This is a genomic window from Actinoplanes subglobosus, from assembly GCF_042650585.1.
GTDB classification, from domain to species: domain Bacteria; phylum Actinomycetota; class Actinomycetes; order Mycobacteriales; family Micromonosporaceae; genus Actinoplanes; species Actinoplanes subglobosus.
In genome coordinates this window covers 177,524-193,187 of the sequence record NZ_JBHSBL010000013.1, presented here as the reverse complement: position 1 = coordinate 193,187, position 15,664 = coordinate 177,524, and the positions used below count along the sequence as shown (strand labels likewise).

The 15,664-nt window shown below is 72.2% G+C and carries 14 protein-coding genes and 1 pseudogene (2 of these 15 cut by a window edge); 10 read left to right on the top strand and 5 right to left on the bottom strand.

The window, feature by feature from the left end:
• From ACFO0C_RS13490 to ACFO0C_RS13480, 3 genes and pseudogenes are all read left to right on the top strand, one after another.
• On the top strand, positions 1 to 295 hold the 3' portion of the coding sequence (locus ACFO0C_RS13490; RefSeq protein ID WP_378066935.1) for an AfsR/SARP family transcriptional regulator. It extends 62 nt beyond the left edge of the window; 295 of the gene's 357 nt are visible here — the last part of the coding sequence; its start codon lies off the left edge, out of view; it ends in the stop codon at positions 293 to 295.
• 2 nt (positions 296 to 297) lie between these two features.
• Positions 298 to 492, top strand: coding sequence for a hypothetical protein (locus ACFO0C_RS13485; RefSeq protein WP_378066934.1), 195 nt, complete (start codon positions 298 to 300; stop codon positions 490 to 492).
• A 192-nt stretch (positions 493 to 684) separates the two neighbouring features.
• Positions 685 to 1,248, top strand: a pseudogene (locus ACFO0C_RS13480) (AfsR/SARP family transcriptional regulator); the annotation flags it as partial.
• A 13-nt stretch (positions 1,249 to 1,261) separates the two neighbouring features.
• Here ACFO0C_RS13480 and ACFO0C_RS13475 read toward each other — a convergent pair.
• On the bottom strand, positions 1,262 to 2,161 hold the full coding sequence (locus ACFO0C_RS13475) for a phytanoyl-CoA dioxygenase family protein (RefSeq protein WP_378066933.1): 900 nt from the start codon (positions 2,159 to 2,161) through the stop codon (positions 1,262 to 1,264).
• 99 nt (positions 2,162 to 2,260) lie between these two features.
• On the opposite strand from ACFO0C_RS13475, the gene ACFO0C_RS13470 reads away from it, so the two are divergent.
• From ACFO0C_RS13470 to ACFO0C_RS13445, 6 genes are all read left to right on the top strand, one after another.
• A complete protein-coding gene (locus tag ACFO0C_RS13470) occupies positions 2,261 to 5,473 on the top strand; it encodes a DUF4132 domain-containing protein (protein WP_378066932.1) in 3,213 nt (1,070 codons plus the stop codon).
• A 165-nt stretch (positions 5,474 to 5,638) separates the two neighbouring features.
• Complete coding sequence (locus ACFO0C_RS13465; protein WP_378066931.1) at positions 5,639 to 6,631, top strand: sugar ABC transporter substrate-binding protein; 993 nt, start codon at positions 5,639 to 5,641, stop codon at positions 6,629 to 6,631.
• A 59-nt stretch (positions 6,632 to 6,690) separates the two neighbouring features.
• A complete protein-coding gene (locus ACFO0C_RS13460; protein ID WP_378066930.1) occupies positions 6,691 to 7,728 on the top strand; it encodes an ABC transporter permease in 1,038 nt (345 codons plus the stop codon).
• Positions 7,729 to 7,733: 5 nt separating this feature from the next.
• Positions 7,734 to 8,540, top strand: coding sequence for an ATP-binding cassette domain-containing protein (locus ACFO0C_RS13455; RefSeq protein WP_378066929.1), 807 nt, complete (start codon positions 7,734 to 7,736; stop codon positions 8,538 to 8,540).
• Positions 8,537 to 9,697 (top strand): Gfo/Idh/MocA family protein, encoded by a 1,161-nt coding sequence (locus ACFO0C_RS13450; RefSeq protein WP_378066928.1) that lies wholly within the window; start codon positions 8,537 to 8,539, stop codon positions 9,695 to 9,697. The genes ACFO0C_RS13455 and ACFO0C_RS13450 overlap by 4 nt, the downstream gene beginning before the upstream one ends.
• Before the next feature lie 272 nt (positions 9,698 to 9,969).
• A complete protein-coding gene (locus tag ACFO0C_RS13445) occupies positions 9,970 to 10,428 on the top strand; it encodes a hypothetical protein (RefSeq protein ID WP_378066927.1) in 459 nt (152 codons plus the stop codon).
• On the opposite strand, the gene ACFO0C_RS13440 is transcribed toward ACFO0C_RS13445, so the two are convergent.
• Positions 10,429 to 11,157 carry a VOC family protein gene (locus ACFO0C_RS13440; RefSeq protein WP_378066926.1) on the bottom strand — a complete coding sequence of 243 codons (729 nt, stop codon included), beginning with the start codon at positions 11,155 to 11,157 and terminating at the stop codon, positions 10,429 to 10,431. It lies immediately after the preceding gene.
• Positions 11,158 to 11,211: 54 nt separating this feature from the next.
• On the opposite strand from ACFO0C_RS13440, the gene ACFO0C_RS13435 reads away from it, so the two are divergent.
• Positions 11,212 to 11,652 carry a hypothetical protein gene (locus tag ACFO0C_RS13435; RefSeq protein ID WP_378066925.1) on the top strand — a complete coding sequence of 147 codons (441 nt, stop codon included), beginning with the start codon at positions 11,212 to 11,214 and terminating at the stop codon, positions 11,650 to 11,652.
• On the opposite strand, the gene ACFO0C_RS13430 is transcribed toward ACFO0C_RS13435, so the two are convergent.
• The 3 genes from ACFO0C_RS13430 to ACFO0C_RS13420 form a co-directional block, all read right to left on the bottom strand.
• Positions 11,653 to 15,294, bottom strand: a complete 3,642-nt coding sequence (locus ACFO0C_RS13430) for a PAS domain S-box protein (RefSeq protein WP_378066924.1) — start codon at positions 15,292 to 15,294, stop codon at positions 11,653 to 11,655.
• A gap of 66 nt (positions 15,295 to 15,360) precedes the next feature.
• The gene (locus tag ACFO0C_RS13425) at positions 15,361 to 15,621 is read right to left on the bottom strand and encodes a hypothetical protein (RefSeq protein ID WP_378066923.1); all 261 of its coding nucleotides are present in this window, start codon (positions 15,619 to 15,621) and stop codon (positions 15,361 to 15,363) included.
• Positions 15,593 to 15,664: the end of a BTAD domain-containing putative transcriptional regulator gene (locus tag ACFO0C_RS13420; RefSeq protein WP_449190932.1), read on the bottom strand. It continues 2,838 nt past the right edge of the window; only the last 72 of its 2,910 coding nucleotides appear in the window; its start codon lies off the right edge, out of view; its stop codon occupies positions 15,593 to 15,595. The genes ACFO0C_RS13425 and ACFO0C_RS13420 overlap by 29 nt, the downstream gene beginning before the upstream one ends.

The window sequence follows — 15,664 nt, the reverse complement described above, 5'->3', positions numbered from 1 at the left end:
CCGCCGACACCTGGAGGCGGGCGAGCCGTTCCAGGCCATCGACTGCGCACTGCTGGCGATCTGTTCCGAGCCGTTGCGGGAGAGCGCCCAGCGGCTGCTCGTGCGCAGCCACCTCGCCGCCGGGAACCGGGCCGCCGCCTGGTCCTGCTACGAGCGGTTCCGCCGGCTGCTCGCCGACGAGCTGGGCGTACCTCCCGGACCCGAGTTCACCGGCCTGGTCGCGGGCCTGCATCCCGGTGGCCCGCCCCGAGACGCCGCGGTGACGACCCGGGGACAGTCCGGGCGCACGCTCTGACGGTGGGAGAAACCGACACCGCCGATGCCGCGTGCATCGTCCGGGTGTGGATCGAACCGGGCGACCCGGTGCTACGCGGCCGGATCTCCACCGTGCCCGGCACCGTCACGATCGTCGCGAGGGGAGTCGACGACCTCGTCGACGCCGTCCGCGCCGAACTCACACGCCTCGAATCGCTGCTCGGCGAAGGCCGCTGAACGGCCGTGCGACGCCGGCGCGACGCCGATCCGTCGTCCGGGACGACGCTGCGACGACGGGCCGTGACGACACTGAGGTGCGTGACTGGACCCACCACCCCCGCGGTACGCCTGAACCTGCTCGGCGGCTTCGAACTGCGCGTCGACGGCACGCCGGTGGAGATCAAGCCGGCGCCACAACGGCTGCTGGCGATGCTGGCCCTGGCCGGCGCCGCCGTGCAGCGTACCTTCGCCGCCGGCCAGCTGTGGCCGGACGCCTCCCGCGAACGCGGCCAGGCCAACCTGCGCACCACCATCTGGCGGCTGCGCACCGTCCCGTGCGAACTGGTCCGCGGCTCCAAGACCCACGTCCGCCTCGGCGCCGGCGTGTGGGTCGACGTCCGCGACGGCCTCGACAGCGACGACTGGGACCAGCCCGACGGCGTCCTGCGCGGCCTGCGCCCGGAGGCCGGCCTGCTGGCCGACCTGTTGCCCGACTGGTACGACGACTGGCTCGACACCGAACGCGAACGCATCCGCCAGCTGCGCCTGGCCGCCCTCGAACGCAGCGGCGAACTCCTGCTCGCCCAGGGCCGCCCAGCCGCCGGCATCCAGCTGGGACTGCGGGCCGTGGCCCTGGAGCCGCTGCGCGAGTCCGCCCAGCGCCTGGTGATCCGCTGTCACCTGGCCGAGGGCAACCTGGTCGAGGCCGTCCGCCAGTACGAACGCTTCGCCACCGTCCTCGCCCGCGAACTGGGCGCCACCCCGTCCCCGCGCATGACCAGCCTCCTCACTGCCAAGGGCGCAGGTCGAGGTCCGGGTAACGTAGCGCCGTTCCGGCCAGCGTCTCCGGTGTCCAGTACGGGTGGCCGGGTGGTGGGAAGCCGAGGGTCTGGAGCTGGCGTGGGGTGGCCCGGCTGACGAACTCGGTCCACTCGGTCGTGAAGCTCTTGACCGCCCACCCGACCCGGTGGCCCCACTCCATGCCGGTCGGGCGGAAACACAGCTGCATGCTGTAGCGGGCGCCGCGCGGTGCGGTCAGCTGGGTGCCACGGTGGAACGTGCCCGGGTCGAAGGCGATCACCGTGCCGGCCGGGCCCGCTCCGGAGACCTCGGCGGCGTACAGCGAAGGATCCGCGGGGGTGTCGAACCGGAAGGTGCTCTCCCGGCCGGGCCGCAGCAGCCAGTTGGGCACCGCCGGGAAGTCCACGGTGTGCCGGCGGGAGACCAGGTGCGGCGGGCCCAGTTCCTCGGGGACGTCGTGGAGGAAGACGAACATCTCGACCTGCCGGCAGCCGGGCGTGGTGCTCGGCACCAGGATCGTGTGGTTGAGATAGTCGCGGTGCAGGTCCTGGTCGTAGTCGCAGGCGCCGGTGTACTTGGCCCACGCCTCGGCACCGTAGAGGTGCACGTCGGCGTCCAGCAGGGCCTCGGCCAGCTCCAGGACACGCTGGTGGACGGCGAGCAGGCTGATCCGCGTGCTCGCGAACGGGAACGTGTCGATCCCGGCGAACTCGTCGCCGACGAAACGCTCACGCCGTGGATCGGTGCCGTCGTGGAAGCCGTCGGCCGTCGGGAACATCAGATCCAGTTCCTGGACGGCCGGGGCCAGGTCCTCGGCGGGCAGGAACCCGGGGAGGATCACGAATCCCTCGGTCAGCCAGGTCCGCGTCGCGTCCTTCAGGTCCATCGGCCCAGCATCGGCGAGCCTCGATCGACGGGGCAACCGGATTTCTGTCGTACCCCGCCGCTAGCCTTCGGGCAGTTCTCATGGGGGAGGGTGATCCGGGTGGGCGACGTCCCGGCGATCGTGAAACGCCACCGGCACGTGCGACGGGGCAGTGTGGACGCTCCACCGTTCGTGGCCGACCGCACGGGTGCGGCCGCCGTCGAGCAGCGGCTCGCCGAGCATCGGGCGCTGGTCGAGGCGATCCTCGACGAGCCGGGGACCGACGAGCGGATCACCTCGGACGGTCACGCCTGGCTCGACGGTGCTCCGGAGGCGTCACCACTCGGCGCGGCGGCCGTCGTCACGGCACTGAGCACCCGCGACGGTCATCGCGCGGAGGGCGCTGTGCCGCTCACACCGTTCGCCGACGTCTGGATCGTCCGCCACGGTCTCGTGTTCGCCGCCCGTGCCGCGGTCGAGCACGCGGTGCTGATCGGCCGGGAGCGCGAGCGCCCCGATCCGATGCGTCGTGGTCCCATCTACCTGGTCCCGGCCGAGCGCGGGGAGGGCGGCTACCGCGGCCCGAGTCAGGAGATCCTGCTCCGCGTCCGGACCGCCGTCGCCGTGGCGACCGACACGGAGTATGCGTCGGTCGTCGAGGCGTTGCGGCCCTACCGCGACCGTGGCCGGGAGGCCGCGGTCGCCACCTCGGTCCTGGTCCCGAGCGAGCGGGAGTGGGTGGCGGAGGACATCCGGGCCGGTCTGCCCGGGGCAGGTGCCGAGCTCCTGCTGCTGGCGGCGGGCACGGCGGCTCAGGTCGATGCGCTCGCGCCGCACATGACCTTCCGGTGGTCGCTGCAGGTTCTCCGTTTCCTCGCCACGATCGCCGACGGCGCCGGTCCGGGCGCGGCTGGCGCCTTCCTGAGCTGGTTCGACGCGGGTCGCGGCTATGCCGACACCCACCAGCGGATCCTCTCCGTGGTGGCCGAGCTCGACGGTGACGCCGCCTTCGAGGGCCTGCTGGCCCGGCTCGACCAGCGATATGTGCCGGCCGCGGTGATCGACGCGGCCGCGCGGTTCCCCGCCCGGGCCATGCGACTGTTCGCCGAGGCCGGTTCGCCGATGCTGCGTGCCCACGTCCTGGCCCACCTCGGCCTGGTCGACGAGGTGCTGCCCGATCTCGGGCCCGAGGCCGCCGCCCGGGTCCGTGAGCTGGCCGACGGCGCCGCCGCCGTCACCTACGCGCCGGCGGCGTCGATCCCGCCGATCCTCGCGAGCCCGCCCTGGCAGCATCGTGCCAGGCCGCCGAAACCGGTGGTGATCACCGGCCTGAGCTGCGATGACCCGGAGACCGTCGAGTGGCGTGACGGTGAGCGCGACCGGTGGCTGGACACCCCCGGCGACTGGGGCACGCCCTGGCTCTCCTGGGAGCGGGTGGCCCGCGCGGTGGCGACGAACCACAACGTGACGCTGGCGCCGATGCTGTTCACCGGCGGCCCCGAGGAGCTGGCCCGGCCCCTGCTGGCGACGTGGCGGTCACACCGGCCGACCGTCTACGGCGACTGGCTCAAGGTCACCGCGGCGCGGTTCGGCATCGACGCGCTGCCGCTGGTGCGGAGCGCGGCCGAGAGTTCGGCCGCCTCCACCGGCGCGCTGCTGCCGTATTCGTCGCCGGAGATCGCCGTCTTCATGGCCGACCGCTTCGCCCGGATGAAAAGTGCCCGCCCGGCGGCCCTGGCCTGGCTGGTACGGCATGCCGCCGTCGCCGCCCGGGCGCTGATCCCGGTGGCGCTCGGCAAGGCCGGCACCGCCCGGCGGCAGGCCGAGTCCGCGCTGCTGGCCCTGCCCGCCGACACCGTCCGTGCCGCGGCCGGCGGCTACGGCCCGGCGGCCACGTCGGCGATCGGCGCGCTGCTGGAGCGCGACCCGCTGACCCTGTTGCCCGCCCGCCTGGCGGCGAATCCGGCGTGGGCCGTGCCCGCGATGCTCCCGCCGGTCCACCTGCGTGACGGTTCGGGTGCCCTGCCACCCGCCGCCGTCGACGCGCTGATCACCATGCTCGCGATCTCCCGGATGGACGAGCCCTACGCCGGGGTCGCTCAGGTCGCCGCCGCCTGCGAGCCGGCCGGCCTGGCCGGGTTCGCCTGGGGGCTGCTCGACGCCTGGCAGGCCGCCGGAGCCGATCCGAAGCAGGGCTGGGTGCTGGACGCGCTGGCACTGCTCGGCGACGACACGACGGTCGAGCGGCTCACCCCGCTGATCCTCGCGTGGCCGGGCGAGGGCGGTCACACGAAAGCGGTCGCCGGGGTCCGGGCGCTGGCGACGATCGGCACCGACACGGCACTGACGCGCCTCTACGGCATCTCCCAGCGGGCCCGGTTCAAGGGGCTCAAGACGGCGGCCGAGGAGAGGATCACCGAGGTCGCCGACGGGCTCGGGCTCACCGCCGAGCAGCTGGCCGACCGGCTCGTCCCCGATTTCGGCCTCGCCGCCGACGGGACGCTGACGCTCGACTACGGGCCGCGACAGTTCGTGGTCGGCTTCGACGAGCAGCTCAGGCCGTATGTCTCCGAGGCCGGCAGGCGGCTCAAGGATCTGCCGAAACCGTCGACGCCCCAGGCCGAGGCGGCGCGCAAGCGGTTCACCGACCTCAGGAAGGAGGTGCGGACGGTCGCCGCCGACCAGGCGCGGCGCCTGGAGAGGGCGATGGTCACCGGCCGGCGGTGGACGCCCGAGGAATTCGCCCGCTACTTCTCCGGCCATCCGCTGCTGGGTCACCTGGTGCGCCGGCTGATCTGGACGGTGTCCGGCGGCGGTTCCTTCCGGGTCTGTGAGGACAGGAGTCTCGCCGGGGCCGACGACGAGCCGCTCACCCTGCCCGGCGACGTCATGGTCGGCGTCGCGCATCCGCTCGACCTCGCCGGCAGTCTGGCCGCGTGGGGCGAGGTCTTCGCCGACTACGAGATCGTCCAGCCGTTCCCGCAGCTCGCCCGCGAGACGTTCGCGGCGTCCGGCGACGACCTGAAACGGTTCCTCGGTGCGGAGGTGCCCACGGCGCGGGTGCTCGGGCTGGAGCGGCAGGGCTGGCGGCGGGAGTCGCCGCAGGACGCCGGGGTGCAGAGCCGGATCATGCGGACGGCCGGAGAGTTCACCGTCGTCGTCGAGCTGGACCCGGGCATCGCCGTCGGTGTCCCCGATCCCGACGAGGCCCAGAGGCTGGACGACATCCACATCGACGGCCGGGCGGGCCGGCACCCGTTCACCGCGCTCGGCCCGATCACCGCCTCAGAGGTGATCCGTGACCTGATGCTTGTCGCGGAGTCCGCCGCATGATCAGGATTGACAATCACGGAGGCTTGTCAGCGACTTCCGAAGATTGTCAACACAAAGTATTGACCTTGGTCTCGGTGCGTCACAGTCTGCACTGAGTACCTCGCGAAACGAAGCTGTAACACACGGGGAAGGCGCCGTCCGAGCGAACTTCAGAAAGGATCCCCGATGATGCGCAGATCCCGCGGATGGGCGTCGGTAGCCGCCCTGTCCGCCGCGATGCTCGTTCTTGCCGCGTGCACCAGCGACAACGCGGTCAACGTCCAGCAGTCCACCGGCGCCAGTGGTGGTCAGGGCGGATACGGATACAAGATCGCCGTGGTCACCCACGGGTCGGCCGGTGACGCCTTCTGGAGCATCGTGAAGAACGGTGTGGAGAAGGCCGGCTCCGACATGGGCGACACGATCAGCTACTCCAGCGACGGCGACCCGCAGAAGCAGGCCCAGCTGATCGACGCCGCGGTGAACCAGAAGGTCGACGGCCTGGTGGTCTCGATGGCCAACCCGGACGCTCTCAAGGCGAGCGTGGAGAAGGCGGTGGCCGCCGGCATCCCGGTGATCACCATCAACTCGGGCGCGTCGCGGTCCAAGGAGTTCGGTGCCCTGACCCACATCGGTCAGGACGAGAAGGTCGCGGGCGAGGCGGTCGGCACCGAGCTGAAGAACCAGGGCATCAAGAAGGCGATCTGCGTCATCCACGAGGCGGGAAACGTGGGCCTCGAGGAGCGCTGCGCCGCCGTGGCGAGCACGCTGGGCGCCCCGATCGAGAACCTGCAGGTCGACATCAACAACCTGCAGTCGTCGCAGGCCACCATCAAGGCGAAACTCCAGTCGGACACCGCCGTCGACGGCGTGGTCACGCTGGGCGGGCCGGTGGCGTCGGTTGCCGCCGCCGCGATCGGTGAGGCCGGGTCGGCCGCGAAACTGGCGACCTTCGACCTCAACGCCGACGTGGCCAAGGGCGTGCAGGACGGCAAGATCCTGTTCGCTGTCGACCAGCAGCCCTACCTGCAGGGCTACATGGCGGTCACCATGCTCACCCAGTACAAGTCGAACCTCAACGTCCTCGGCGGCGGCCAGCAGGTGCTGACCGGCCCGGCCCTGGTCACCAAGGACAACGCCGCCCAGATCGCGCAGCTGGCCGCGGCCGGGACCCGCTGACCTCCCGGGGGTGGCCGGGCCGTCCCGGCCACCCCCGCCGAACCGCCTGAGGAGTGAACATGTCAGTCGGCATCGCCGCGGACGAGCGCGTCGCGCGGGTCGGCCTCCTGAAACGCGTCCTGCTGAAACCCGAGCTGGGCGCCCTGCTCGGTGCCGTCCTGGTCTTCGTCTTCTTCGCCGCACTGTCCGACGTGTTCCGCTCGCCCGGCGGGGTGGCCAACTGGCTCGACCCGGCGTCCACGCTCGGGATCATGGCCGTCGCGGTGGCGCTGCTGATGATCGGTGGTCACTTCGACCTGTCGGCCGGTGTGCAGACCGGCACGGCGGCGATCACCAGCGGCCTGCTGACCACCTACTACGGCGTCAACACGTGGGCGGCGCTGGCGATCTCGCTGGCGCTGGTGCTGGCGATCGGGTTCGTCAACGGCTATCTGGTGGTGCGTACCGGCCTGCCGAGTTTCATCATCACGCTCGGCACGTTCCTCATGCTGCAGGGTCTCAACCTGGGCATCACCAAGCTCGTGACCAACACCGTGCAGATCAACAACTTCGACAAGATCATCGGGTACGACGTACTGCACGCGGTCTTCGCCAGTGAGATCACGATCGCCGGTGCGGACTTCCAGATCGCGATCCTGTGGTGGGTGGTGGCGACGATCGCGGGCTCGTGGCTGTTGCTGCGTACCCGCTTCGGCAACTGGATCTTCGCGACCGGCGGTGACGCGAACGCGGGCCGCAACGTCGGCGTGCCGGTGGCCCGGACGACGATCACCCTGTTCATGATCACGTCGCTGGCGGCGTGGTTCGTCGGTACCACCCAGATCGTGCGGCTGACGTCGATCCAGGCCCAGGCCGGTTTCGGGCAGGAGCTGATCTACATCGTCGCCGCGGTGATCGGCGGATGCCTGCTGACCGGCGGGTTCGGCTCCGCGGTCGGCGCGTCGATCGGTGCGCTGATCTTCGGGATGACCTCGCAGGGGATCGTCTACGCGGGGTGGGACGCCGACTGGTTCAAGTTCTTCCTCGGCGCGATGCTGCTGCTGGCCGTCCTGGCGAACCAGTACATCCGCCGCTTCGCCGAGCTGTCGAGGAGGTAGGGGCGTTGACCGACAGTCCACTGCTGGAGATCAGGGACGTCACCAAGACGTTCGGCAACGTCATCTCGCTCAGCGGCGTCTCCACGACGGTCCGCGCCGGCCAGGTCACGTGCGTGCTCGGCGACAACGGCGCCGGGAAGTCGACACTCATCAAGATCCTGTCCGGTGTGCACCAGCCCGACGGCGGCGAGCTGCTGCTCGACGGGAAACCGGTCCGGCTGGGCAGCCCCCGGGAGGCGCTCGACGCCGGCATCGCGACGGTCTACCAGGACCTGGCGATGGTGCCGCTGATGGCGATCTGGCGCAACTTCTTCCTCGGCTCCGAGCCGACGAAGGGGTGGGGCCCGTTCCGCCGTTTCGACCGGGCCACCGCGATCGAGACGACCCGCCGTGAGCTGCTCGACATGGGTATCGACATCCGCGACCCGGACCAGCCGGTCGGCACCCTCTCCGGCGGCGAGCGCCAGTCGGTGGCGATCGCCCGGGCCGTCCATTTCGGCGCTCGCCTGCTGATCCTCGACGAGCCGACGTCCGCCTTGGGCGTCAAACAGGCCGGGGTGGTGTTGCGGTACATCGCGCGGGCCCGCGACCGTGGCCTCGGCGTCGTCTTCATCACCCACAACCCGCACCACGCCTACCCGGTCGGTGACCGTTTCCTGATCCTCAACCGGGGCCGGAGCCTCGGCGACTTCGCCAAGAGCGAGCTGTCCCTGGCCGAGCTGACCCGCATGATGGCCGGTGGCGCCGAGCTGGAGGAGCTGGCCCACGAGCTGGAACGAGACCCGGCCGCCACCGGCAAGGCCCCGCAGTGAGCCGCCCGCTCGGTGTGGCCGTCGTCGGTTTCGGCTGGATGGGGCAGGTGCACAGCCGTGCCCACCTGCGGGTCCGGCATCACTACCCGGACCTGCCGGTCGTCCCGTACCTGGTCACGGTCGCCGATCCCGAGCCGGGGCGCGCGGAGGCGGCCGCCGGTCGGTACGGGTTCGCCGCCGCCACCACCGACTGGCGTGAGCTGCTCACCGATCCACGGGTCGAGGCGGTCAGCGTCACCGCCCCGAACTTCCTGCACCGCGAGATCGGCACCGCCGTCGCCGCCTCCGGGCGTCACCTGTGGATCGAGAAACCGGTCGGCCTGACCGGTGACGACGCCCGAGCCGTCGCGACCGCCGCGGAGAAAGCCGGGGTCCGCAGCACGGTCGGCTTCAACTACCGGGCCGCGCCGGCGGTGGCCGAGGCCCGTGACCTGATCGCCGGCGGCGCGATCGGCCGGGTCACGAACGCGCGTTTCCGGTTCTTCAGCGACTACGCGGCCCATCCCGACGGCGCGCTGTCGTGGCGGTTCACCCGTTCGCACGGTGGCAGCGGGGTCCTCGGCGACCTGGCCTCGCACGCCGTCGACCTGGCCCGCCACCTTCTCGGGGACATCGAGTCCCTGGTCGCCGACACGGTCACGGTGATCCCGGAGCGGCCGACGGTGACCGGTGCCGCCAGCCACTTCTCCCGAGCCGGCGGCCCACCCGGCCCGGTCGAGAACGAGGATCATCTGCACGCCCTGCTCCGCTTCGCCGGCGGCGCCCGCGGTGTGCTGGAGGCCAGCCGGGTCGCGGTGGGGGAGCAGAACACCTACGGGTTCGAGGTGCACGGCACCACCGGCGCCCTGGCCTGGGACTTCCGCCGGATGGGCGAGTTGTCCGTCAGCACCGGCGCCGACTACCAGTCGCAGAGCTACCGGACCGTCTTCGTGGGCCCGGAGCACGGCGATTTCGGGGCCTTCCAGCCCGGCGCCGGGATCGCGATGAGCTACGACGACACCAAGGTCGTGGAGGCGGCGGGTTTCCTGCGTTCGATAGCCGACGGCGTGCCGTACGGCCCGACGCTCGACGACGCGGTGGCCGCCGCGACCGCCCTCGACGCGATGCTCACCTCCGTCCGGACCGGAAGGTGGGAGCCCGTCGGCAGCGCCGGGTGACCCGTCGGCAGCGCCCGCGTGTCCCGTCGGCGGCGCCCGCGTGTCCCGTCGGCGGCGCCCGCGTGTCCCGTCGGCGGCGCCCGGGTGACCCGTCGGCAGCGCCGGGTGCTTCCCTGAGGTGGCGTAACCGACCGCCCGTGGCCCGTGCGAGCAGGCTGGAGGCAGTGTCGGGGCTGTCGAAGTATCGACAGGAGCCGCTGGGTGCACGTATGGTGCACGGTCAATGGGAGCGCTCCCACTCCCACCTGTCCCTACTGATCCAGGGGTGCCCAATGCGCCGTGCCATCTACACCCTCCTCGCCACCGGGGCTCTGCTCACCGCCTCGGCCTGCGGAACCGCGCCGGACAGCGGCACCAAATCCGCGGCCAGCGCCCCGGCCGTCGCCGTCACCACCCCCGCGGCGGGCGCCGCGTGCGAGGCACTCGCCCAGGTCTACGGCAAGAACATGGCGCTGTACGCCCAGGCGCTCACCAACCTGGCCGCCGACCCCAAGACCATCGCCCAGGCGCAGCAGTCGCTCGCCGCGTTCGCCACCGCCGTGCAGGAGGCCACCAGCACCAGCGTGGACAGCCAGATGCAGGCGGCCGGCAAGCAGGCGTCGGAGCAGATGCACAAGAAGTCCACCGACGCGAAGTTCTTCGCCACGATCAAGACACCCGACGACGTCAACAAGGCGATGGGCCCGACCCTCAGCGAATGGCTGGCCCCGGTCGCCGGCAAGTGCGGCTGATCAGCTCGGCGAGAGCAGGCAGAACTCGTTGCCCTCCGGGTCGGCCAGGACGGTCCACCGGACGTCGCCGCCCAGATCGACCGCGGTGGCGCCGAGGGCCCGCAACCTGGCCGCCTCGGCCTCCGGGTCGTCACCGGGGTAGGGGCGCACGTCGAGGTGGACACGGTTCCACACGGTCTTCGCGTCCGGCGTGCGGACGAAGCGGAGGTAGGGCCCGACGCCCTTCGCCGACCGCAGGACCGCCTCCTCGCCGCTCACCGAGTGCACGGTCCAGTCCATGGCCTCGCCCCAGAACCCGGCCATGGCACTCGGGTCCGCACAGTCGACGACGACCGCCGCGATCGGCCCGGTGTCCTCGGGGAGCGGGTCCCGTACGCAGAATTCGTTGCCCTCCGGGTCGGCCATGACGGTCCACCCGGCGTCGCCCTGACCGACGTCGGTGAGGGTCGCACCGAGGCCGGTCAGGCGCGCGACCAGCTCGGCCCGGTGAGCCGCCGAGGTGGTGGCGAGGTCGACGTGGACCCGGTTCTTGACCGTCTTGGGTTCCGCGGAGACGACGAGGTCCACGCAGACGGCGACCGGATCGGGGTAGGCGAAGCCGGGCGGTTCGAGGTTGGTCACACCGGGCCCCTCACTGGACACCTCCCAGCCGAGCACCTCCGCCCAGAAGCGGCCGAGCGCGGAGTCGTCCCGCGCCTTCATGTTGATCTGGACGAGTCGCGTGGCCATGCCGGTGATGCTAGCCCGCTGTTGCCCGATGCCCGCGGTCGATATGATCCGGCGATGTCCTCCCTGGCCTCCCTGTACATCGTCGACGTCGGCGACCTGCCCGCGATCGTCAGCGCCACCGACCTGGAGGAAGCCGTCGAGGAGTATGGCGAGGAGATCGGCGAGGGCTACACCTGGTCCGGCGATGTCCTGCTCAACGTGCTGGAGAACCTCGAGGAGTCGGGCATCCGGCTGGAGAGTGCCGGCCTGCGGGAGTCGTCCGAGGCGATCGGTGCGGACCTCGGTGAGACCACGCTGATCGGCAGCGACGCCAAGGCGCTTCTCGGGCGGCTCGACCCGGCCGCCCACCGGCCCGGTGACCTGCTGGACGGGCCGATCGACCTGGGGCTCGACGACGAGGAGGCCGGTCACGCGATGGCGGACACGCTGTCACTGCTGCGCGACACCATCGCCTCCCTCGGTGACGACCAGGTGCTCCTGGTGAGTATCGACTGATCAGACGCCGGCGAGGGCGCCGGAGGGCACGGTCAGGACGAAGACCGAACCGTGGCCGGGCGCCGGCTCGTGGTGGATGTCGCCGTGGTTGGCCCGGGCCAGCTCGCGGACGATGTGCAGACCCAGCCCGGTGCCCTTGACCGTGGCGGCGGTTCCGGTGGCCCTGGTGAACCGGTCGAACAGGTGGTCCCGCAGATCGTCGGGCACGCCCGGGCCGGCGTCGTGCACCGCGATCCGTACCCGGTCGCCGTCGGCCGCGCCGGTGATCGCCGTGGCGCCGCCACCGTACTTGGCCGCGTTCGACAGCAGGTTCGCCAGGATCTGGGCCAGGTGACCGGGCTGCACCAGCGCGACCAGACCGGCCGGGCAGTCGACGGTGGTGCCGGCGGCGCCGGAGTTGGACAGCGCGGTGTGCAGATGGTCGTGCAGGATCACCGGCTCGGGGCTGGCGGTCAGCCGGCCCGCGTCGAGGGTGACCATGGTGAGGACCTCGCGGACGATGTCGTTGAGCTGCCGGGCGTTGCGGTCGACGGCCGCCAGCATCGTCCGGCGGACCTCCGGCGGTAGGTTCTCACCCTCGCCGGTGATCGTCTCGGTGTAGCCGAGGATCGACGACAGCGGGTTGCCGATCTCGTGGCCGAGCATGCCGATCAGGTCCTGTTTCAGCTGGTTGGCGTCCTCCAGCTGGAGGTTGCGGTCGGCCAGGTCGGCGATTGCGGCGTCCCGGGCGGCCTCGGCGGCGATCCGGGCGGTGATGTCCTGGAACAGGGCGACGAAGCGGACCGGTTCACCGGCGTCGTCCCGGATCACCGACACGGTGGCGTCGACGTCCACCCGTCCGCCGTCGGCGCACAGCAGCCGGCAGTGCTGCCGGTACGAGTCGGCGCCCCCGGTGTGCACGGCGACCAGCGAGCGGGCGCGCTCCGGGTGCGCCTCCGGGTCGATGTAGCTGCTGGCCCGGGTGCCGACGAGCTGCTCGGCCGGGTATCCGATCATCGCGGCGAACGCCGGGTTGACCTCCTGGATCAGGTCGTCGGTGCCGCGGATGACCTGCCCGATCGCCGAGTGCGCGAACTGTGTCCGGAACCGCTGCTCGCTGTCCTTGAGCGCGAGCTCGGCGGTCCGCCGGGCGGTGACGTCGGTATTGATCGACAGGATCGCCACCGGCTGGCCGTCCGCATCGCGTTGCAGCGCCTTGCGGGCCAGGACGGTCACCCGGCTGCCGTCGGCCCGGCGGTGTTCCAGCTCACCGGCCCAGGTCCCCTCCTCGTCGAGTGTCCGGTCGACGCTCTCCGGGACGATGCCCAGCAACAGGTCCAGGTCCTGCCCGCGGGCGACGTCGGCCGGCCACCCGTAGACGCGCTCGGCTGCCGGGTTCCAGTAGGTGACCCGCCCGCCCAGGTCACGGACGATCACCGCGTCCTGGGTCAGGTCCAGCAGCTGGGCCCGCTGGCGCAGCTGCTGGGCGGTCTCCCGGCGCTGGGTGATGTCCTCGACCTGGGAGACCAGGAAGCGGGGCTCGCCGTGGTCGTCGCGGATGACCGCGATGTTCACCCGCACCCACAGCGTGTGCCCGTCGGCATGCCGGTACCGCTTGACCGTGGTGAACCGGTCGGTGTCGCCGGCCACGAGCAGCCGTAGCGTCTCGTCGGTGGCGTCGTGCTCGCCCGGGTCGTGGAACTCGTGGATCCGCATACCGGTCAGGGCGCTGACCGGATAGCCGGTGATCGCGGCCATCGCGGCGTTGGCACGCAGCACGACACCGCGACGGCCGGGGGCCAGATCGGTCAGGACCATCCCGAGCGGGCTGGCCTCGAACGCCGACCGGAACCGGGCCTCGCTGTCCTGCAGCGCCGTGTTCGCCTCGTTGGCCCGGCGCAGGGCCTCCACCCGCAGCCGGGTCGCCTCGGCGTGCCGCAGCGCGCCGGTCAGGGCGTCGGCCAGCAGGGTCAGGTGCTCGGTGTCCGCGTCGTCGAACGCGTGGGCGCGCCGGCTGGAGACGCCGAGGGTGCCGAACACCTCGCCGTCGGCGAACAGCGGCGCCACGATCATCGACCCGACCGTGACGGCGATGCCGTCGGCCCGTCCGACCCGGTCGTCGGTGGCGGTGTCGTCGCAGCGCAGGGTGGTGCCGGAGGTCACCACCAGGCCCGCCAGGGAGCCGGCGACCGGGACGCGCGCCCCGGCGAACGAGCGCAGCACACCGGTGGCGGCGGCCGCGTGGATCTCGTCGCCGTCGACCATGCCGACCATCGCCGCGTCGGCGCCGGCCAGCGCCTCCAGCGCCCGTTCGGCGACCAGCGGCAACATCCGGTCGCGGTCGGCGGCCAGGTCGGAGACCTCCCGCTGTACGGCGATGATGGTCCGTAGCCGGTCGGTCTCCCGCGCGGCGTGCTCCCGGGCCTGCCGGCGGCCGGTGATGTCCTCGGCCTGCACCAGCAACTGCCGTTCACCGTCCGGCCCGCTGATCGCGGTGATCGTCGTCGCCGTCCAGACCCGGGCCCCGTCCGAGCGGACCAGCCGGGTCTCCAGCTCGCCGGCCACCCGGGGATCGGCCAGTACCCGTGTCACCTCCCGATCGGTGGCCGCGACGTCGTCCGGATCGGTGAAGCCGCGCGAGTCGACGCCCACCAGCGTTCCCGGGTCGGCGCCGAGCATCCTCGCGTAGGCGGTGTTGACCCGTGCGTACCGGCCCTGATCGTCGGTGATCGCCATGCCGAGCGGGCTGGCCTCGAACGCGGCCCGGGACTGCCCCCGGGACCGCTCCCGGTCCCGGCGGTCGGTCAGATCGTGCAGGAACCCGTAGAACTGCAGTTCACCACCGGTGGCGCAGGCCCGCAGGCTCACCTCGGCCGGGAACTGCCGGCCGTGCCGGTCGACCGCCGGCACCTCCACCCGCCGCCCGCCGGACGATGCGGTGCGTGCCTTCCGCAACCGGGCCTCGGCCTCGGCGCGCTGCCGCGGCGGGGCCACCAGTTCGGCCAGCGGCCGGCCCAGCGCCTCGCACTCGTCCCAGCCGAAGAGCCGTTCAGCGGCCGCGTTCCAGGCCAGCACCACACCGTGCTCGTCGGTGGTCACGAAGGCGTCCGCGGCCGCGTCGAGGATGGCCTGCCGGCGCTGTGACTCGGCCAGCAGTTCGGCGTGCGACAACCGCATCGCGATCTCCGCCTCGGCGGCCGCGGCGAGGTCCTCCAGCACCGCGAGTTCGTCGCCGGTCCAGGTCCGCGGGCGGATGTCGGCGACCGAGAACGTGCCGAGAGCCTGCCTCTGCGGCGACCGCAGCGGGAATCCGGCGTAGGCGATCACCCCGGACTCGGCGACCGCCGGATTTTCCCGCACGCGTACGTCGGATCGCGCGTCCGTGACGATCATGGGCCGGTCGCCGGCGACCACGTGCTGGCAGAACGAGTGCGACAGCGGTGTCGGACCCGGTCTTGGGATACCGACCGCGCTGGGGAAGACCTGCCGGTCCGCGTCGACCATCGAGACCAGCGCCATCGGTACGTCCACCAGCCGCCCGGCCAGCCTGGTCAGCCGGTCCAGCACGGCACTGCCGGACCCGTCGAGCAGCCCGGTCGCCCGCAGTTCCCGCAGCCGTCGCGGATCCTGCAGCGACACACCGGCGACTTGCGGACCCACCATGCCCCTATCTTCGGCACACGCCGGCGACCGGGTTAGCGCGGCGGAGGCAGGCGGCCCGGCGGCGGGTCAGCCTGGCAGCGGGTCGCCCGGCGGCGGGTCAGCCTGGCGGCGGGGGTAGGCCGGTGGCGGGTCGTTCGGGCGGCGAGGGTAGGCCGGTGGCGGGGGCAGGCGGTCGACGCGGTCGGCGTCGGTGATCAGGTGGCGGGCCGCGGGCAGCAGCGCGTCGGCCTCCGCCGCGAGGGCCGGCGACGAGCGGAGGCGGGCCAGCCGGTCCAGTGTCAGCAGGGCGATCTCCGCGTCACCGGCGTCCCGGGCGTCGGCCAGCACCTGTTCCAGCGCGGCCTCCGCCTGGGGTTCGCCCCGGTCGGCG